Annotated in this window: 20 protein-coding genes; all 20 read left to right on the top strand. The window is 63.9% G+C overall.

The annotated features are described in order from the left end of the window. Positions 1-11 precede the first annotated feature (11 nt). The 20 genes from ABD05_RS01270 to ABD05_RS01175 all read left to right on the top strand — a co-directional run bounded on the left by ABD05_RS01270 (position 12) and on the right by ABD05_RS01175 (position 19,406). Positions 12-491 (top strand): NuoB/complex I 20 kDa subunit family protein, encoded by a 480-nt coding sequence (locus ABD05_RS01270; RefSeq protein ID WP_006398799.1) that lies wholly within the window; start codon positions 12-14, stop codon positions 489-491. Between the two features lie 21 nt (positions 492-512). Continuing rightward, entirely contained in the window at positions 513-1,115 is a 603-nt protein-coding gene (locus ABD05_RS01265; RefSeq protein WP_006478264.1) for an NADH-quinone oxidoreductase subunit C, read from the top strand. 9 nt (positions 1,116-1,124) lie between these two features. After that, positions 1,125-2,378 carry an NADH-quinone oxidoreductase subunit D gene (locus ABD05_RS01260; RefSeq protein ID WP_047898609.1) on the top strand — a complete coding sequence of 418 codons (1,254 nt, stop codon included), beginning with the start codon at positions 1,125-1,127 and terminating at the stop codon, positions 2,376-2,378. Between the two features lie 173 nt (positions 2,379-2,551). After that, the gene (gene nuoE, locus ABD05_RS01255; protein ID WP_006756903.1) at positions 2,552-3,037 is read left to right on the top strand and encodes an NADH-quinone oxidoreductase subunit NuoE; all 486 of its coding nucleotides are present in this window, start codon (positions 2,552-2,554) and stop codon (positions 3,035-3,037) included. Continuing rightward, positions 3,034-4,344 (top strand): NADH-quinone oxidoreductase subunit NuoF, encoded by a 1,311-nt coding sequence (gene nuoF, locus ABD05_RS01250; protein WP_034184889.1) that lies wholly within the window; start codon positions 3,034-3,036, stop codon positions 4,342-4,344. The genes nuoE and nuoF overlap by 4 nt, the downstream gene beginning before the upstream one ends. 82 nt (positions 4,345-4,426) lie before the next feature. Beyond that, positions 4,427-6,757: an NADH-quinone oxidoreductase subunit NuoG gene (gene nuoG / locus ABD05_RS01245; protein WP_047898608.1), complete on the top strand. Its 2,331-nt coding sequence runs from the start codon at positions 4,427-4,429 to the stop codon at positions 6,755-6,757. Beyond that, positions 6,758-7,825 carry an NADH-quinone oxidoreductase subunit NuoH gene (gene nuoH / locus ABD05_RS01240; RefSeq protein ID WP_047898607.1) on the top strand — a complete coding sequence of 356 codons (1,068 nt, stop codon included), beginning with the start codon at positions 6,758-6,760 and terminating at the stop codon, positions 7,823-7,825. A gap of 12 nt (positions 7,826-7,837) precedes the next feature. Continuing rightward, positions 7,838-8,326 (top strand): NADH-quinone oxidoreductase subunit NuoI, encoded by a 489-nt coding sequence (gene nuoI / locus ABD05_RS01235; RefSeq protein ID WP_009691265.1) that lies wholly within the window; start codon positions 7,838-7,840, stop codon positions 8,324-8,326. Positions 8,327-8,431: 105 nt separating this feature from the next. Beyond that, positions 8,432-9,082, top strand: coding sequence for an NADH-quinone oxidoreductase subunit J (locus ABD05_RS01230; RefSeq protein WP_047898606.1), 651 nt, complete (start codon positions 8,432-8,434; stop codon positions 9,080-9,082). Positions 9,083-9,099: 17 nt separating this feature from the next. After that, positions 9,100-9,405 carry an NADH-quinone oxidoreductase subunit NuoK gene (nuoK, locus tag ABD05_RS01225; protein WP_004185739.1) on the top strand — a complete coding sequence of 102 codons (306 nt, stop codon included), beginning with the start codon at positions 9,100-9,102 and terminating at the stop codon, positions 9,403-9,405. A gap of 17 nt (positions 9,406-9,422) precedes the next feature. After that, the gene (gene nuoL, locus ABD05_RS01220) at positions 9,423-11,486 is read left to right on the top strand and encodes an NADH-quinone oxidoreductase subunit L (protein WP_047898605.1); all 2,064 of its coding nucleotides are present in this window, start codon (positions 9,423-9,425) and stop codon (positions 11,484-11,486) included. An 18-nt stretch (positions 11,487-11,504) separates the two neighbouring features. After that, positions 11,505-12,995 carry an NADH-quinone oxidoreductase subunit M gene (locus tag ABD05_RS01215; protein ID WP_047898604.1) on the top strand — a complete coding sequence of 497 codons (1,491 nt, stop codon included), beginning with the start codon at positions 11,505-11,507 and terminating at the stop codon, positions 12,993-12,995. Between the two features lie 39 nt (positions 12,996-13,034). After that, complete coding sequence (gene nuoN, locus ABD05_RS01210) at positions 13,035-14,489, top strand: NADH-quinone oxidoreductase subunit NuoN (protein WP_047898603.1); 1,455 nt, start codon at positions 13,035-13,037, stop codon at positions 14,487-14,489. Next, positions 14,489-14,785, top strand: coding sequence for a DUF2818 family protein (locus tag ABD05_RS01205; protein ID WP_047898602.1), 297 nt, complete (start codon positions 14,489-14,491; stop codon positions 14,783-14,785). The genes nuoN and ABD05_RS01205 overlap by 1 nt, the downstream gene beginning before the upstream one ends. Positions 14,786-14,825: 40 nt before the next feature. Further along, positions 14,826-15,416, top strand: a complete 591-nt coding sequence (locus ABD05_RS01200; protein ID WP_047898601.1) for an NUDIX domain-containing protein — start codon at positions 14,826-14,828, stop codon at positions 15,414-15,416. Between the two features lie 136 nt (positions 15,417-15,552). Continuing rightward, entirely contained in the window at positions 15,553-15,975 is a 423-nt protein-coding gene (locus tag ABD05_RS01195) for a DUF1178 family protein (RefSeq protein ID WP_047898600.1), read from the top strand. Between the two features lie 104 nt (positions 15,976-16,079). Beyond that, complete coding sequence (locus ABD05_RS01190) at positions 16,080-17,276, top strand: acyl-CoA dehydrogenase family protein (protein ID WP_047898599.1); 1,197 nt, start codon at positions 16,080-16,082, stop codon at positions 17,274-17,276. Positions 17,277-17,301: 25 nt separating this feature from the next. After that, positions 17,302-18,435, top strand: coding sequence for an acyl-CoA dehydrogenase family protein (locus ABD05_RS01185; RefSeq protein WP_047898598.1), 1,134 nt, complete (start codon positions 17,302-17,304; stop codon positions 18,433-18,435). Between the two features lie 36 nt (positions 18,436-18,471). Next, on the top strand, positions 18,472-18,933 hold the full coding sequence (locus ABD05_RS01180) for a MaoC family dehydratase (protein ID WP_047898597.1): 462 nt from the start codon (positions 18,472-18,474) through the stop codon (positions 18,931-18,933). Next, positions 18,930-19,406, top strand: a complete 477-nt coding sequence (locus ABD05_RS01175; RefSeq protein WP_047898596.1) for a MaoC family dehydratase — start codon at positions 18,930-18,932, stop codon at positions 19,404-19,406. The genes ABD05_RS01180 and ABD05_RS01175 overlap by 4 nt, the downstream gene beginning before the upstream one ends. Positions 19,407-19,434: the final 28 nt, after the last annotated feature.

Below are 19,434 nucleotides of genomic sequence, written 5' to 3'. Positions count from 1 at the left end.
GTGGAAAGCAAATGAGTATCGAAGGGGTCTTGAAGGAAGGGTTTGTCACCACGACGGCTGACAAGCTGATCAACTGGACGCGTACCGGCTCGCTGTGGCCGATGACGTTCGGGCTCGCGTGTTGCGCCGTCGAGATGATGCATGCGGGCGCGGCCCGTTACGATCTGGACCGGTTCGGCGTCGTGTTTCGTCCGAGCCCGCGTCAATCGGACGTGATGATCGTGGCCGGCACGCTCTGCAACAAGATGGCGCCCGCACTGCGCCGCGTGTACGACCAGATGGCCGAGCCGCGCTGGGTGATCTCGATGGGGTCGTGCGCGAACGGCGGTGGTTATTACCACTACTCGTACTCGGTGGTCCGCGGCTGCGACCGGATCGTGCCGGTCGACGTCTACGTGCCGGGCTGTCCGCCCACGGCCGAGGCGCTGGTCTACGGCGTGATCCAGCTTCAGGCGAAGATCCGCCGAACCAATACCATCGCCCGTCAATAAAGCCCCGAGCGTCCCCTCAATATGGCAAGCAAAATCGAGACCCTCAAGGCAAACCTCGAAGCCGCGCTCGGCGCGCGCGTGGTGAGCCTCACCGAAGCGATCGGTGAACTGACGCTCGTCGTGAAGGCGAGCGATTACCTCGAAGTCGCAAAGACGCTGCGCGACGATCCGAAGCTCCGTTTCGAGCAGCTGATCGACCTCTGCGGCGTCGACTACCAGACCTTCGGCGACGGCGCCTACGACGGCCCGCGTTTCGCGGCCGTGTCGCACCTGCTGTCGGTCACGAACAACTGGCGCCTGCGCCTGCGTGCGTTCGCGCCTGACGACGACCTGCCGATCGTGGCATCGCTCGTCGACATCTGGACCTCCGCGAACTGGTACGAGCGCGAAGCGTTCGACCTGTACGGCATCGTATTCGAAGGCCACCCCGACCTGCGCCGTATCCTCACCGACTACGGCTTCATCGGCCACCCGTTCCGCAAGGACTTCCCGGTGTCGGGTTATGTCGAAATGCGTTACGACCCGGAAGAGAAGCGGGTCGTGTACCAGCCGGTGACGATCGAGCCGCGCGAAATCACGCCGCGCGTGATCCGCGAGGATCGCTATGGCGGTCTGAAACATTAAGGGGGCGTCATGGCAGAAATCAAGAACTACACGCTCAACTTCGGCCCGCAGCACCCGGCAGCGCACGGCGTGCTGCGCCTCGTGCTCGAGCTCGACGGCGAAGTCATCCAGCGCGCCGATCCGCACATCGGCCTGCTGCACCGCGCGACCGAAAAGCTCGCGGAATCCAAGACCTTCATCCAGTCCGTGCCGTACATGGATCGTCTCGACTACGTGTCGATGATGGTCAACGAGCACGGCTATGTGCTCGCGATCGAAAAGCTGCTCGGCGTCGACGTGCCGGAGCGCGCGCAGTACATTCGCGTGCTGTTCGACGAGATCACGCGCGTGCTGAACCACCTGATGTGGATCGGCGCACACGCACTCGACGTCGGCGCGATGGCCGTGTTCCTGTACGCATTCCGCGAACGCGAAGACCTGATGGACGTGTACGAAGCGGTGTCCGGCGCCCGGATGCACGCGGCGTACTACCGTCCGGGCGGCGTCTACCGCGATCTGCCTGACGCAATGCCGCAATACAAGGCGTCGAAGATTCGCAACGAGAAGGCGCTCGCGAGGATGAACGAAGCGCGCAGCGGCTCGGTGCTCGACTTCATCGACGATTTCTTCACGCGCTTCCCGAAGTGCGTCGACGAATACGAAACGCTGCTCACCGACAACCGGATCTGGAAGCAGCGTCTGGTCGGGATCGGCGTGGTCAGCCCCGAACGGGCGCTGCAGATGGGCCTGACGGGCCCGATGCTGCGCGGCTCGGGCATCGCATGGGATCTGCGCAAGAAGCAGCCGTACGAAGTGTACGATCGTATGGATTTCGACGTGCCGGTCGGCGTGAACGGCGATTGCTACGACCGCTATCTGGTGCGCGTCGAAGAAATGCGCCAGTCGATCCGCATCGCGAAACAGTGTATTGAGTGGCTCCGCAAGAATCCGGGCCCGGTGATGACGGACAATCACAAGGTTGCACCGCCGTCGCGCGTCGGCATGAAGACCAACATGGAAGACTTGATTCACCACTTCAAGCTCTTCACCGAAGGTTTCCATGTGCCGGAAGGCGAAGCGTACGCGGCGGTCGAGCATCCGAAGGGCGAGTTCGGCATCTACCTCGTGTCGGACGGCGCCAACAAGCCGTATCGCCTCAAGATTCGCGCACCGGGTTTCGCGCACCTGGCGTCGCTCGACGAAATGGCGCGCGGTCACATGATCGCCGACGCCGTCACGATCATCGGTACGCAGGACATCGTGTTCGGCGAGATCGATCGTTAATGGTTGCGCGGCCCGCGCGAGCGGGCGGCGAGCAGTAAGTCGCACGCGATGCGCGCTGAACCGGCGCGGCGTCGCAAGCTGTCAACAGAGTGAGCGCCAGGTCTGCCGTACATGCACCCCCAGTGTGCGGCAGGTTGTTCGTTCGGTAGGAATTGAAAGAGTCGTGTCTGAAAATGATCTCAGCTGAAGGCCTGAAGGAAATCGATCGAGCGTTGACGAAGTATCCCGCCGATCAGAAACAGTCCGCCGTGATGTCGGCGTTGGCCGTTGCTCAGGAAGAGCACGGCTGGCTGTCGCCCGAACTGATGCAGTTCGTTGCGGACTATCTCGGCATGCCGGCAGTCGCCGTGCAGGAAGTCGCGACGTTCTACACGATGTACGAGCTCAACCCGGTCGGCAAGCACAAGATCACGCTCTGCACGAACCTGCCGTGCCAGCTTGGCCCGCATGGCGGCGCGGAAGCGACTGCCGACTACCTGAAACAGAAGCTCGGCATCGGCTTCGGCGAGACCACGCCCGACGGCAAGTTCACGCTGAAGGAAGGCGAATGCATGGGCTCGTGCGGCGATGCGCCGGTGCTGCTGGTGAACAATCACAGAATGTGCAGCTTCATGAGCCGCGAGAAGATCGACCAGCTGCTTGAGGAGCTCTCGAAATGACGTCCCTCCACGACCGTCACATCAAACCGCTGATCCTCGCTGGTCTGAACGGCGAGAACTGGCATCTCGAAGACTACGTCGCGCGCGGCGGCTACAAGCAGCTGCGCCGCATTCTCGAAGAAAAGATTCCGCCCGAGCAGGTGATCGCCGACGTCAAGGCGTCGGGCCTGCGCGGCCGTGGCGGTGCGGGCTTCCCGACCGGCCTGAAGTGGAGCTTCATGCCGCGCCAGTTCCCGGGGCAGAAGTACCTCGTCTGCAACTCGGACGAAGGCGAGCCGGGCACGTTCAAGGATCGCGACATCCTGCGCTGGAACCCGCACGCGCTGATCGAAGGCATGGCCATCGGCGCGTACGCGATGGGCATCACCGTCGGCTACAACTACATCCACGGCGAAATCTTCGAAGTGTATCGACGCTTCGAGGCCGCGCTCGATGAGGCGCGCGCCGCAGGCTTCCTCGGCGACCACATCATGGGCTCCGAATTCTCGTTCCAGCTGCACGCGCACCACGGTTACGGCGCGTACATCTGCGGCGAGGAAACGGCGCTGCTCGAGTCGCTCGAAGGCAAGAAGGGCCAGCCGCGCTTCAAGCCGCCGTTCCCGGCGAGCTTCGGCGTGTACGGCAAGCCGACCACGATCAACAACACCGAGACGTTCGCCGCGGTGCCGTTCCTGCTGTCCATCGGGCCGCAGAATTACCTCGAGATCGGCAAGCCGAACAACGGCGGCACGAAGATTTTCTCGGTGTCGGGCGACGTCGAGCGTCCGGGCAACTACGAAGTGCCGCTCGGCACGCCGTTCGCGACGCTGATGGAGCTCGCCGGCGGGATGCGCGGCGGCAAGAAGATCAAGGCCGTGATTCCGGGCGGTTCGTCGGCACCGGTGATCCCGGGCGACATCATGATGCAGACCGATCTCGACTACGATTCGATCGCGAAGGCGGGCTCGATGCTCGGTTCCGGCGCGGTGATCGTGATGGACGAGACGCGCTGCATGGTGCGCTCGCTGCTGCGCCTGTCGTACTTCTACTACGAGGAATCGTGCGGCCAGTGCACGCCGTGCCGCGAAGGCACCGGCTGGCTGTATCGCGTCGTGAACCGTATCGAGCACGGCGAAGGCCGCCAGGAAGATCTGGACCTGCTGAACTCGGTTGCCGAGAACATCATGGGCCGCACGATCTGTGCGCTCGGCGATGCGGCGGCGATGCCGGTACGCGGGATGCTCAAGCACTACTGGGACGAATTCGCGTACCACGTCGAGCACAAGCACTGCATGGTCGGCGGCCACGCGCACGCGGCTGCGGCCTGAAGCGAACCCGGTTGCGGAATTTGAGCGCACGGTCGGGCGAAGGCGCGAACGGGCGGAAATAGGTTAAGGACCATTCACCATCATGGTTGAACTTGAAATAGACGGCAAGAAGGTCGAGGTGCCCGAAGGCAGCATGGTGATCCAGGCTGCGCACAAGGCGGATACGTACATTCCTCACTTCTGCTATCACAAGAAACTGTCGGTTGCGGCCAACTGCCGGATGTGTCTCGTCGAAGTCGAGAAGATGCCGAAGGCCGTGCCTGCCTGCGCGACTCCCGTGTCGGCCGGCATGATCGTCCACACGCAGTCCGACAAGGCTGTGAAGGCGCAGCAGTCGGTGATGGAATTCCTCCTCATCAATCACCCGCTCGATTGCCCGATCTGCGATCAGGGCGGCGAATGCCAGCTGCAGGATCTGGCGGTCGGCTACGGCAAGTCGTCGTCGCGCTACTCGGAAGAAAAGCGCGTGGTGTTCCACAAGAACGTGGGCCCGCTGATCTCGATGGAAGAAATGTCGCGTTGCATCCACTGCACGCGCTGCGTCCGCTTCGGCCAGGAAATCGCCGGCGTGATGGAGTTCGGCATGCTGGGCCGCGGCGAGCACTCGGAAATCACGACGTTCGTCGGCAAGACGGTCGACTCCGAGATGTCGGGCAACATGATCGACCTGTGCCCGGTCGGTGCGCTGACCAGCAAGCCGTTCCGCTACAGCGCCCGTACGTGGGAACTGTCGCGCCGCAAGTCGGTGAGCCCGCACGATTCCGTCGGCGCGAACCTCGTCGTGCAGGTGAAGAACAACCGCGTGATGCGCGTGTTGCCGTTCGAGAACGAAGCGATCAACGAATGCTGGATCTCGGACAAGGACCGCTTCTCGTATGAAGGCCTCAACAGCGAAGAGCGCCTGACGAAGCCGATGCTGAAGCAGGGCGGCCAGTGGATCGAAACCGACTGGCAGACCGCGCTCGAATACGTTGCGAAGGGCCTGAAGGGCATCGCCGCGGATCACGGCGCGAACGCGCTGGCGATGCTCGCGAGCGCGCACAGCACCGCTGAAGAGCTGTTCCTCGTGAAGCAGCTCGCACAGGAACTGAAGACGCCGAACGTCGATTTCCGTCTGCGTCAGCAGGATTTCTCGGCGCCGGTCCAGGGCGCGCCGTGGCTCGGCATGCCGATCGCCGACCTGTCGAATGTGGACGCCGCGTTCATCGTCGGTTCGTTCCTGCGCCGCGACCACCCGCTGTTCGCCGCCCGCCTGCGCCAGGCCGCGAAGAACGGTGCGAAGCTGCACTTCCTGCACGCAACCGGTGACGACGCACTGATCCCGACCGCGCAGCGCATCGTCGCCGCGCCGTCGGCATGGCTCGACGAACTGGCCGGCATCGCCGCGGCCGTCGCGCAACTGCGCGGCGTCGCGCTGCCCGACACGCTTGCGGGCGTCACCGCATCGCCGGCCGCACAGGCGGTCGCGCAGTCGCTCGCGAACGGCGAACGCCGCGCGGTGCTGCTCGGCAACGTCGCGGTCCGCCATCCGGAATTCGCGAAGCTGCACGCAGTCGCCCAGTGGATCGCCGACAACTCCGGCGCCACGTTCGGCTTCCTGACGGAAGCGGCGAACACGGTCGGTGCGCACGTCGTCGGCGCGCTGCCGGGCGAAGGCGGCCTGAATGCACGCGAAGCGTTCGCGCAACCGCGCAAGGGCTACGTGCTGCTGAACGTCGAACCGGAATTCGACACCGCCGATCCGGCACAGGCGCTTGCCGCGCTGAACCAGGCGGAGATGGTCGTCGTGATGTCGCCGTTCAAGCACGGCCTCGACTACGCCGACGTGCTGCTGCCGGTTGCGCCGTTCACGGAAACGGCCGGCACGTTCGTCAACGCGGAAGGCACCGTGCAGAGCTTCAACGGCGTCGTGCGCCCGCTCGGCGACACGCGTCCGGCCTGGAAGGTGCTGCGCGTGCTCGGCAGCCTGCTCGGCCTGCCGAACTTCGAATACGAGACGGCGGAAGAAGTGCGTGTCGCCGCGCTTGGCGACGCAGGCGTCGCGGGCCGTCTGTCGAACCAGACGTCGGTCGCGCCGGCACGCGTCGCGGCGAATGCCGCGAACGGCGGCTTCGAGCGCCTGGCCGATGTGCCGATCTATCACGCCGACGCGCTCGTGCGCCGCGCAGGTGCGCTGCACCTGACGGCCGCCGCGAAGGCGGCGAATGCCGCAGCCCTGCCGGCCGCGCTGTTCGACAAGCTGGGCTTGAAGGAAGGCGACGCCGTGCGCGTGCGCCAGGGCGAGCGTGCGGTGCAGTTGCCGGCCGTGCGCGACGCGAATCTTGCGGAGACGGTCGTTCGCGTGTCGGCGGCGACGCCTGCCGGCGCAGCGCTCGGCAGCCTGTCCGGTGAACTGGTGGTGGAGAAGGCGTAAATGAGCTTGTTCGATACGATCAACGCGGGCGGAGCCCAGCTTCTCGGCTTTGCGTGGCCGACGGTGTGGGCAATCGTGCGCATCCTCGTCGTCTCCGTCGTCATCCTGCTGTGCGTCGCGTACCTGATTCTGTGGGAACGCAAGCTGATCGGGTGGATGCACGTGCGTCTCGGTCCGAACCGCGTCGGCCCCGGCGGCTTGCTGCAGCCGATCGCCGACGTGCTGAAGCTGCTGCTGAAGGAAGTCATTCAGCCGAGCGCCGCCAGCCGCTGGCTGTACCTGATCGCGCCGGTCATGACCGTCGTGCCGGCGTTCGCGGTGTGGGCCGTGATCCCGTTCCAGGCCAAGGCCGTGCTCGCGAACATCAACGCGGGCCTGCTGTACGCAATGGCGATCTCGTCGATCGGCGTGTACGCGGTGATTCTCGCGGGCTGGGCGTCGAACTCCAAGTACGCGTTCCTCGGCGCGATGCGCGCCGCGGCGCAGATGGTCTCGTACGAAATCTCGATGGGCTTCGCGCTGGTGCTCGTGTTGATGACGGCCGGCAGCCTGAACATGTCGGAAATCGTCAACTCGCAGCAGCATGGCTTCTTCGCGGGCCACGGCGTGAACTTCCTGTCGTGGAACTGGCTGCCGCTCCTGCCGGCGTTCGTCGTCTACTTCATCTCGGGCATCGCCGAAACGAACCGTCACCCGTTCGACGTGGTGGAAGGGGAGTCGGAGATCGTCGCGGGTCACATGATCGATTACTCGGGCATGGCGTTCGCGCTGTTCTTCCTCGCCGAGTACATCAACATGATCGTGATCTCGGCGCTGGCTGCGACGCTGTTCCTCGGCGGCTGGGATGCACCGTTCGAGTTCCTGTCGTTCATTCCGGGCATCTTCTGGCTGGTGCTGAAGGTCTTCGCACTGCTGTCGGTGTTCATCTGGGTTCGCGCGACGTTCCCGCGCTACCGTTACGACCAGATCATGCGTCTGGGCTGGAAAGTGTTCCTGCCCGTCACGGTGATCTGGGTGGTCGTGGTCGGCTTCTGGATGATGTCGCCGCTCAACATCTGGGTGAAGTAATCGGACGAAATCATGACGGCAATCCAACACTTCTTTAAGACCTTCTTCCTGACCGAGCTGCTGAAAGGGCTCGCGCTGACCGGTCGTTACACGTTCAAGCGCAAGTTCACCGTGCAGTTCCCGGAAGAGAAGACCCCGATTTCGCCGCGTTTCCGCGGGCTGCATGCGCTGCGCCGCTACGAGAACGGCGAAGAGCGCTGCATCGCGTGCAAGCTGTGCGAGGCCGTGTGCCCCGCAATGGCGATCACGATCGAATCGGAAACGCGTGCGGACAACACGCGCCGCACGACGCGCTACGACATCGACCTGACGAAGTGCATCTTCTGCGGTTTCTGCGAAGAGAGCTGCCCGGTCGATTCGATCGTCGAGACGCAGATTCTCGAGTACCACGGCGAAAAGCGCGGCGACCTGTATTTCACGAAGGAAATGCTGCTCGCGGTGGGCGATCGCTACGAGAAGGACATCGCCGCGGCGAAGGCTGCCGACGCGCCGTATCGTTGATTGTGTTTGCAGTGCCGGCCCGGCATGAACGGGCCGAGCCGCCGCGACGGGTGCGGGCGTCCCGCAAGCCGCGCCTGACTATGGCCTAACGATGAACCGGTAATCATGGAATTCACGACCGTACTGTTCTACATCTTCGCGCTGCTCCTGGTGGTATCAGGGCTGAAGGTGATCACTTCGCGCAACCCGGTGGCGTCTGCGCTTTTCCTTGTGCTGGCGTTCTTCAACGCCGCCGCGATCTGGATGCTGCTGGAAGCGGAGTTCCTCGCGATCCTGCTGGTGCTGGTGTACGTGGGCGCCGTGATGGTGCTGTTCCTGTTCGTCGTGATGATGCTGGACATCAACATCGATTACCTGCGCCGCGACTTCAAGCGCTTCGTACCGATGGCGACCGTGGTCGGCGCGATCATCGTGATCGAGACCGCGCTGATCCTGTGGCGCGGCTACGGCGACACCCAAACGGTGCACGCGATGGCGACGGGCGAGATGGCCAACTGGTCGAACACGCGACTGATCGGCAAGGTGATCTACACCGATTACATCTTCGCGTTTGAAATCGCCGGTCTCGTGCTGCTGGTCGCGATCATTGCCGCGATCGGGCTGACCGAGCGCAAGGGCAAGGACAGCAAGCGCCAGCGCGTGTCGGATCAGGTCAAGGTGCGCCGCAACGATCGCGTGCGCCTCGTGAAGATGGAAGCGGAAAAGCCGCAGCCGGAAACGGCGCAGAGCGAAGCCGGTACGAGCAACAACGGCTAAGCGGAGGAAAGAAAACCATGTTGACTCTTGCTCACTACCTCGTGCTCGGCGCGATCCTCTTTGCGATCGCGATCGTCGGGATCTTCCTGAACCGCCGCAACATCATCATCATCCTGATGGCGATCGAACTGATGCTGCTGGCGGTGAATACCAACTTCGTCGCGTTCTCGCACTACCTCGGCGATGTGCACGGCCAGATCTTCGTGTTCTTCGTGCTGACGGTCGCCGCAGCGGAAGCCGCGATCGGCCTCGCGATTCTGGTGACCCTGTTCCGTAAGCTCGACACGATCAATGTCGAGGATCTCGATCAGCTCAAAGGTTAATTTCAGGCAACGCTGTTATGTCAACGACACTCAATGAAAACCTGCTGCTGGCGATTCCGCTCGCTCCGCTGGCCGGCTCGCTGATTGCGGGGCTGTTCGGGAACGCAGTCGGGCGCAAGGGCGCACACCGGATCACGATCCTCGGCGTAATGATCGCGTTCCTCCTGTCGGCGAAAGTCTTCGTCGACGTGATGGGCGGCGCGAGCTTCAACGCGACCATCTACGAATGGATGCGGGTCGGCTCGCTGAAGCTCGAAGTCGGCTTCCTCGTCGATTCGATGACCGCGATGATGATGGTCGTCGTGACCTTCGTGTCGCTGATGGTGCACATCTACACGATCGGCTACATGTCGGAAGAAGACGGCTACCAGCGCTTCTTCTCGTACATCTCGCTGTTCACGTTCTCGATGCTGATGCTCGTGATGAGCAACAACTTCCTGCAGCTGTTCTTCGGCTGGGAAGCGGTGGGTCTGGTGTCGTACCTGCTGATCGGCTTCTACTTCACGCGTGAGAGCGCGATCTACGCGAACATGAAGGCGTTCCTCGTGAACCGCGTGGGCGACTTCGGCTTCCTGCTCGGCATCGGCCTGCTGCTCGCATTCGCCGGCTCGATGAACTACGGCGAAGTGTTCGCCAAGCGCGCGGAGCTCGCGAGCCTGCACTTCCCGGGCACCGACTGGGGCTTGCTGACCGTCGCCTGTATCTGCCTGTTCATCGGCGCGATGGGTAAATCGGCACAGTTCCCGCTCCACGTGTGGCTGCCGGACTCGATGGAAGGCCCGACCCCGATCTCGGCGCTGATTCACGCGGCGACGATGGTGACGGCCGGCATCTTCATGGTGTCGCGCATGTCGCCGCTGTTCGAGCTGTCGGACACCGCGCTGTCGTTCGTCACGGTGATCGGCGCGATCACGGCGCTGTTCATGGGTTTCCTCGGCATCATCCAGAACGACATCAAGCGCGTGGTCGCGTATTCGACGCTGTCGCAGCTCGGCTACATGACGGTCGCGCTCGGCGTGTCCGCGTACCCGGTCGCGCTGTTCCACCTGATGACGCACGCGTTCTTCAAGGCGCTGCTGTTCCTCGCCGCGGGCTCGGTGATCATCGGCATGCACCACGACCAGGACATCCGCAACATGGGCGGCCTGCGCAAGTACATGCCGATCACGTGGATCACGTCGCTGATCGGTTCGCTTGCACTGATCGGCACGCCGTTCTTCTCGGGTTTCTACTCGAAGGATTCGATCATCGAGGCCGTGAAGGAATCGCATCTCGCGGGTTCGGGCTTCGCGTACTTCGCAGTGGTCGCGAGCGTGTTCGTCACGGCGCTGTACTCGTTCCGCATGTACTTCCTCGTGTTCCACGGCGAAGAGCGCTTCCGCAACCCGAAGCATCCTGAATCGCCGATGGGCATGGCGGCCGCGCACGGTCACGACGATCACGGCCACGACGATCACGGCCATGGTCACGACGACCACGCGCACGAACCGCACGAGACCCCGTGGGTCGTGTGGCTGCCGCTCGTGCTGCTCGCGATTCCGTCGGTCATCGTCGGTGCGATCGCGATCGGCCCGATGCTGTACGGCAGCTTCTTCGAACATGGCGTGGCATTCGACAAGGTGATCTTCATCGGCGAAAACCACCCGGGCCTCGAAGAGCTGGGCAAGGAATTCCACGGCTGGGCCGCGATGGGCCTGCACTCGCTGACGACGCTGCCGTTGTGGCTCGCGATCGCCGGCGTCGTGGTCGCGTGGTTCCTGTACCTGAAGCGTCCTGAGCTGCCTGCCGTGATCCGCCGCGCGTTCGGCCCGATCTACACGCTGCTCGACAACAAGTACTACATGGACAAGATCAACGAGGTGGTGTTTGCCAAGGGCTCGGTCGCGATCGGCCGCGGCCTGTGGAAAGAGGGCGATGTCGTGGTGATCGACGGCCTCGTCAACGGCAGCGCCCGGTTCATCGGCTGGTTCGCCGGCGTGATCCGCTTCCTCCAATCCGGTTACATCTATCACTACGCGTTCGCCATGATCATCGGCATGCTGGGGCTCCTGACCCTGTTTGTAACGCTCGGCGGCAAATAAGGCGAGGGGACAAGAACAATGCACGCTTTTCCGATTCTCAGTACCGCGATCTGGCTGCCGATCGTTTTCGGCCTCCTCGTGCTCGCGGTGGGTAACGACAAAAATCCGGGGCCGGCGCGCTGGCTCGCGCTGATCGGCTCGCTGCTCGGCCTCGCCGTGACGATTCCGCTCGTCACCGGCTTCGACGCGAGCACGGCCGCGCTGCAGTTCGTCGAGCAGTCGACGTGGATCGAGCGCTTCAACATCTCGTATCACCTCGGCGTCGACGGCATCTCGATGTGGTTCGTCGTGCTGACCGCGCTCATCACCGTGATCGTCGTGATCGCGGGCTGGGAAGTGATCACCGAGCACGTGTCGCAGTACCTCGCTGCGTTCCTGATCCTGTCCGGGATCATGATCGGCGTGTTCTCGGCGGCCGACGGCCTGCTGTTCTACGTGTTCTTCGAAGCGACCCTGATCCCGATGTACATCATCATCGGCGTGTGGGGCGGCCCGAACCGCGTGTATGCGGCGTTCAAGTTCTTCCTGTACACGCTGGCCGGCTCGCTGCTGATGCTGGTCGCGCTGATCTACCTGTACACGGAAACGCACTCGTTCGACCTCGCGACGTGGCAGAACGCGAAGATCGCGATGACGCCACAGATCCTGCTGTTCATCGCGTTCTTCCTTGCGTTCGCGGTGAAGGTGCCGATGTGGCCGGTGCACACCTGGCTGCCGGACGCGCACGTGGAAGCGCCGACGGGCGGTTCGGTCGTGCTGGCTGCGATCATGCTGAAGCTCGGCGCGTACGGTTTCCTGCGCTTCTCGCTGCCGATCACGCCTGACGCGAGCCACTTCCTGGCGCCCGTCGTGATCACGCTGTCGCTGATCGCGGTGATCTACATCGGCCTCGTCGCGATGGTGCAGGCCGACATGAAGAAGCTGGTCGCCTATTCGTCGATCGCGCACATGGGCTTCGTCACGCTCGGCTTCTTCATCTTCAACCAGCTCGGCGTCGAAGGCGCGATCATCCAGATGATCTCGCACGGCTTCGTGTCGGGCGCGATGTTCCTTTGCATCGGCGTGCTGTACGACCGCGTGCACTCGCGCGAGATCGCCGATTACGGCGGCGTCGTCAACGTGATGCCGAAGTTCGCGGCATTCGCGATGCTGTTCTCGATGGCCAACTGCGGCCTGCCGGGTACGTCGGGTTTCGTCGGCGAGTTCATGGTGATTCTCGCAGCCGTCCAGTACAACTTCTGGATCGCATTCGGCGCGGCATTCACGCTGATCCTCGGCGCTGCATACACGCTGTGGATGTATAAGCGCGTGTACTTCGGCGCGGTTGCGAACGATCACGTCGCCAAGCTGAAGGACATCGGCCGTCGCGAATTCCTGATGCTGGCCGTGCTTGCCGCGTTCACGATGCTGATGGGCCTGTATCCGAAGCCTTTCACGGACGTGATGCACGTTTCCGTGGAAAACCTCCTCTCCCACGTCGCGCAGTCCAAGCTGCCGCTGGCCCAGTAATCGCGAGCGGAGGAAATCAAGATCATGCAAAACGCCCCTATGAATGTCCTGTTGCCTGACGCGCTGGTGATGGCCGCCATCGTCGTCGCATGGCTGAACGACACCTTTACCGGTGCTTCCGGCCGCCGCCTGACCTATCTGATCGCGGTCGTATCGTCGGTCGTCGCCGGCGTGTGGTTCGCGGTGCAGGCACTCGACCCGCAGCAGTACTACTTCTTCTCGAAGATGGTCGTCGTCGACTCGTTCGCGAGCATGATGAAGGCCGTCGTGTCGTTCGGTTTCGCGGTCTCGCTCGTTTATTCGCGCAAGTACCTCGAAGATCGCGACATGTTCCGCGGCGACGTGTTCCTGCTCGGCATGTTCTCGCTGCTCGGGCAGCTGGTCATGGTGTCGGGCAACAACTTCCTGACGCTGTACCTCGGCCTCGAACTGATGTCGCTGTCGCTGTATGCGGTCATCGCGCTGCGCCGCGATGCCCCGCAGTCGAGCGAAGCCGCGATGAAGTACTACGTGCTGGGCGCGCTTGCGTCGGGCTTCGTGCTGTACGGCATCTCGATGCTCTACGGTGCGACCGGCTCGCTCGAGCTGAGCGAGGTGTACAAGGCGGTCGGCGGCAACACCGACGCAGCCGTGCTGATGTTCGGCGTGATCTTCATCGTCGCCGGTATCGCGTTCAAGCTCGGCGCCGTGCCGTTCCACATGTGGGTGCCGGACGTCTACCAGGGCGCACCGACCGCGATGACGCTGTTCGTCGGCGGCGGCCCGAAGGTTGCCGCATTCGCGTGGGGTCTGCGTTTCCTGGTGATGGGCCTGCTGCCGCTCGCACAGAACTGGCAGACCGCGCTCGTGATCCTCGCCGCGCTGTCGCTGATCGTCGGCAACATCACGGGTATCGTCCAGCGCAACATCAAGCGGATGCTCGCGTACTCGGCGATCTCGAACATGGGCTTCGTGCTGCTCGGCCTGCTCGCGGGCATCGTGAAGGGCGACGCGGCGGCACCGGCGAACGCATACAGCTCGGCGATGTTCTACGCGATCGTCTACCTGATCACGACGCTCGGCTCGTTCGGCGTGGTGATGCTGCTCGCACGCCGCGATTTCGAAGCGGAAACGATCGACGACTTCAAGGGCCTCAACAAGCGCAGCCCGGTGTTCGCGTTCGTGATGATGGTCATGATGTTCTCGCTGGCAGGCATCCCGCCGACCGTCGGCTTCTACGCGAAGCTCGCCGTGCTCGAGGCAACCGTCAACGCGGGCCTCACGTGGCTGGCCGTGCTGGCCGTGATCACGTCGCTGTTCGGCGCGTTCTATTACCTGCGCATCGTGAAGCTGATGTACTTCGATGCACCGCAGGATTCGACGCCGATCTCGGGCGATATCTGCAAGCGCACGATCCTCGTGCTGAACGGCCTCGCGGTCGTCGTGCTCGGCCTGATCCCGAGCCCGCTGCTGACGGCCTGCCTGCAGGCGATCCGTCACACGCTGCCGCTGTAATGTCGGCAGCCGGCTGGTTTATCGTGCTGTTGGCGCTCGTGTGCGCCAACCTGCCGTTCCTGAACCAACGCCTCTTCGCCGTCGTGCCGTTCGGCGCGGCGAAGAAGAGTGCGTGGGTGCGGATCGGCGAGCTGATCGTGCTGTACTTCATCGTCGGCGCGCTCGGCTTCTGGCTCGAGTCGCGCGCCGGCAACCGCTTCGAACAGGGCTGGCAGTTTTACGCGATCACGTTCAGTCTTTTCATCGTGTTCGCGTTTCCCGGCTTCACGTTCCAGTATCTCGTCAAACGACGCTGACGGCTCCGGCCGTCCGTCGCGCTCAATCTTGGAGCCGCCGATGGCCGAACTACCCAATCACGACGCCGCACTGACCGAAACCTGCCTCGAAAGCGAGGCGATCTTCGACGGCGCGTTCCTCAAGCTCAAGCGCGATACCGTCCGGTTGCCGGACGGCAAAAAGGCCACGCGCGAATACGTCCAGCACCCGGGCGCGGTGATGGTGATCCCGCTGTTCGACGACGGCCGCGTGCTGATGGAAAGCCAGTACCGCTACCCGATCGGCAAGGTGATGGCCGAATTCCCGGCCGGCAAGCTCGATCCGAACGAAGGCGCGCTTGCGTGCGCGATACGCGAACTGCGCGAAGAAACGGGTTACACGGCGCGCGAATACGTGTTCCTGGCCCGCATTCACCCGATCATTTCCTATTCGACCGAATTCATCGACCTCTACCTCGCGCGCGGGCTGACGGCCGGCGAGCGCAGGCTCGACGAAGGCGAATTCCTCGAAACCTTCATCGCCACGCAAGCCGACCTGCAGGAATGGGTGCGCACGGGCCAGATCTCCGACGTGAAGACGATCATCGGCACGATGTGGCTCGACAAGGTGCTGTCCGGCACCTGGCCGCTCGGGCCGGTCCTGACGCCCTGAGCGTGGGGTCGGCGGCGGGTGGGGCGCCGCGTTACAATCCAATGACGCGGCGCCTTCGCGCCGCTCGATCGAGATTTAGCACGGTCGTTCACAAAACCGCTTTTTGCGCTACACTCGTCACACGCCCTGATTCAGCATGAAGGTCCTCGATTTACAGTGCCCGCACGGTCATCGGTTCGAAGGCTGGTTCGCTTCCGCCGATGAATTCGAAGCGCAGTTGTCCCGCAAGCTTGTCGAATGTCCGGTGTGCGGGGCGACCGAGGTCAACCGTCTGCCGTCGGCGCCGCGCCTGAACCTGTCGGGCGCGACGCAGGCGCAGCCGGCCGATCCGCGTGCGCTGCAAGCGCAGGTGATGCGCGCGCTGCGCGAGGTGCTGGAAAAGACCGAGAACGTGGGCGAGCGCTTCGCCGAGGAAGCGCGGCGCATCCATTACAACGAGGCGCCGGCACGCAGCATCCGTGGCGTCACGACGCCGGAAGATGCGCAATCCTTGGTCGAAGAAGGCATCGACGTGATGCCGCTGCCGATTCCAGCCGCGCTGAAAGAACCGCTGCAATGACGTACGCAGGGGTTCCTTGCCGGGCCGGACGGCCGCGGACTGCGTTTGCATGGGACCGGAGTAACCGCTAAAGCGCTAACTCCGGTCGACAGGAGACACTGCGCATGGATCTGGATTATTCCCCCGCCGACGACGCGTTCCGCGTCGACGTCCGCGCCTGGCTCGAGGCCAACCTGCCTCACGCACTGCGCGTCAAAGTACTCGATCACAAACGACTCGACCGCGAGGATTTCGCGAGCTGGCACCGGATTCTCGGCCAGCGCGGCTGGTCCGCGCCTGCGTGGCCGGCCGAATACGGCGGCCCGGGCTGGAACGCGACGCAGCGGCACATCTGGGACGAGGAGTGCGCGCGGATCGGTGCGCCGACCGTGCTGCCGTTCGGCGTGTCGATGGTCGCACCGGTGCTGATGAAATACGGCAGCGAAGCGCAGAAACGCCACTATCTGCCGCGCATCCTCGACGGCTCCGACTGGTGGTGCCAGGGTTACTCGGAGCCGGGTTCAGGGTCCGACCTCGCGTCGTTGCGCACGCGCGCCGAGCGCCGGGGCGACCACTACGTCGTCAACGGCCAGAAGACCTGGACGACGCTCGGCCAATACGCGGACATGATGTTCTGCCTCGTGCGCACCGATCCGGTCGCGAAGAAGCAGGAGGGCATCTCGTTCCTGCTGATCGACATGAAGACGCCCGGCATCGCGGTGCGTCCGATCATCACGCTCGACGAAGACCACGAGGTCAACGAGGTGTTCTTCGAGGACGTGAAAGTACCGGTCGAGAATCTCGTCGGCGACGAGAATCGCGGCTGGACCTACGCGAAATACCTGCTTGGCCATGAGCGCACCGGCATCGCACGGGTCGGCGCGTCGAAGCGCGAGCTCGCGTTCCTGAAGCGCGTGGCGTCGAACCAGCGCAAGAACGGCAAGCCGTTGCTCGCCGACCCCGTGTTCGCCGCGAAAGTCGCGGCGCTCGAAGTCGAGCTGATGGCGCTGGAGGTGACGGTGCTGCGCGTCGTCAGCCGCGAGACGAGCGGCAAGGGGCCGGGCCCTGAGGCGTCGATGCTGAAGATCAAGGGCACCGAAGTGCAGCAGGCGCTCACCGAGCTGATGTTCGACGCGATCGGCCCGCTCGCCGCGCCGTTCGACGTACCGTTCCTCGACGGCCAGCGCGAGCACAGCATCGCGGGCGACGACGATGCGGCGCCGCTTGCCGCGTACTACTTCAATTACCGGAAGACGTCGATCTACGGCGGTTCGAACGAGATCCAGAAGAACATCATCGCGCAGATGATTCTGGGTCTGTGATCAGGGAACGGGAGCGGAGACGACCATGGATTTCAGCTTTACCGATGAGCAGCGGCAGTTCGCCGACGCGCTGCGCCGTTATCTCGACGAGCAATACGGCTTCGATGCGCGTCAGGCCATCGTGCACAGCGATACGGGCGTGTCGGACATGCAATGGGGCGCGTTCGCCGAACTGGGACTGACCGCGTTGCCCGTGCCGGACGCACAGGGCGGTTTCGGCGGTGGCCCGGTCGACATGCTGGTTGCGATGCAGGAGCTCGGCCGCGCGCTCGTGATCGAGCCGTACTGGGCAACGGCGGTCGGCGTCGAGGCATTGCGCATCGCCGGCTCAGGCGCGGGCGACGATGCCGTGCTGCTGGAGGCGGTTGCGCAGGGGCAGAAGCGGCTGGCGGTCGCGTTCCACGAACCGCATGCGCGCTACGACCTGTTCGAGCTCGACACGCTTGCACGCGAGCAGGGCGGCACCTACCGGCTGACCGGCACCAAGTCGGTCGTTCAGCACGGCGCACAGGCGCACGCGTGGATCGTGCCTGCGCGCGTCGACGGTGGCGGCATCGGCCTCTTTGTCGTCGAACGCGATGCGGCGAACGCGAAGGTGACCGACTACCGGACGATCGACGGCCAGCGTGCGGCGACGATCGAGCTCGACGAAACGCCGGCCCGGCTGCTGACGGGCGGCGCGCGCGACGCGGCGGCGCTCGAGCAGATTGCCGATTACGCAACTTTCCTGCTGTGCGCGGAAGCGGTCGGCGCGCTCGACGAACTGAATCGCGCGACGGTCGAATACACGAAGACGCGCGAACAGTTCGGCGTGCCGATTGCGCGTTTCCAGGCGCTGCAGCACCGGATGGTCGACATGCTGATCCATGCCGAGCAGGCGCGTTCGCTGACGTATCTGGCCGCGGTGCGCTACGCGAGCGGCGATGCCGATGCGCGACGCAAGGCCGTATCGGCCGCGAAAGCGCGCGTCGGCGCGGCAGCACGCTTCGTCGGCCAGCAGGCCGTCCAGTTGCACGGCGGCATGGGTGTGACCAACGAGGTCGCCGCCGCGCACCTGTTCAAGCGGCTGTCGATCATCGAGACGACGCTCGGCGACACCGATCATCATCTTGCCCGCATTGCGGCGCTGCCCGATTTCGCGCAGACCGACGCCGCATGAAGGGAACGCGCGAGTGCGCCAACGAGGAGACACAGAGTGGGCATCAGTTACGAAGACCTGGTGGTCGGCAGTACCACCGAAGTGGGCCGCTACACGTTCCAACCCGACGACATCAAGGCGTTCGCGCAACGCTATGACCCGCAGCCGTTTCACCTCGACGAGGAAGCCGGGAAAGCATCGCATTTCGGCGGGTTGGTCGCGAGCGGCTGGCATACGTGTTCGGTGTTCATGAGCCTGCTCATCAAGAAGCTCGGGTCGGACTCGACCAGCATGGGCTCGCCCGGCATCGACTCGATCCGCTGGCTGAAGCCGGTGCGTTCCGGCGACACGATCACGATGTACCAGAAAGTCCACGACAAGCGCGTTTCGGAGAGCAAGCCCGATCGCGGCATCGTGTCGACGGAGTGGATCGGTGTGAACGGCGGCGGCGAGACGGTGATCACCGTGCACACCAAGGTGATCTTCGGGTTGCGCCATCCGGGAGGCCCGAACGCATGACCGACGTGACATTGCCGCTGATCGCATCGGCGCAGGCGCTGCACGCGCGGGTCGGCGAGGGGCCGCTCGCGAGCGATTGGGTCGCGATCGACCAGCAACGCGTCGACGGTTTCGCCGACGCGACCGGCGATCATCAATGGATTCACATCGATCCCGAACGCGCGCGGCGCGAGTCGCCGTTCGGCGGGCCGATCGCGCACGGGTTCCTGACGCTGTCGCTGATTCCTGCGTTGATGACCGACGCGATGCGCTTCGAGCAGAAGATGGGCGTGAACTACGGACTGAACCGCGTGCGTTTCCTGAAGCCGGTGCCGGTCGGTGCGCGCGTGCGCGCGCTGTTCGCGGTGAAGGAAACCGCCGAGGCCGCGCAGGGCGGCGTGCAGGTGACGTGGTCGGTGTCGATGCAGGCTGAACGTCCCGACGCGCCGCTGCTGGTCTGTGCGGCGGAATTCATCACGCTGCATTACTTCTGAAGCGCGGTGCGGCATGCACGGATGCCGC

It is taken from the genome of Burkholderia pyrrocinia, assembly GCF_001028665.1.
GTDB classification, from domain to species: Bacteria; Pseudomonadota; Gammaproteobacteria; order Burkholderiales; family Burkholderiaceae; genus Burkholderia; species Burkholderia pyrrocinia.
The sequence above is the reverse complement of the archived record's forward strand: the minus strand, read 5'-3'. Positions and strand labels throughout refer to the sequence as shown.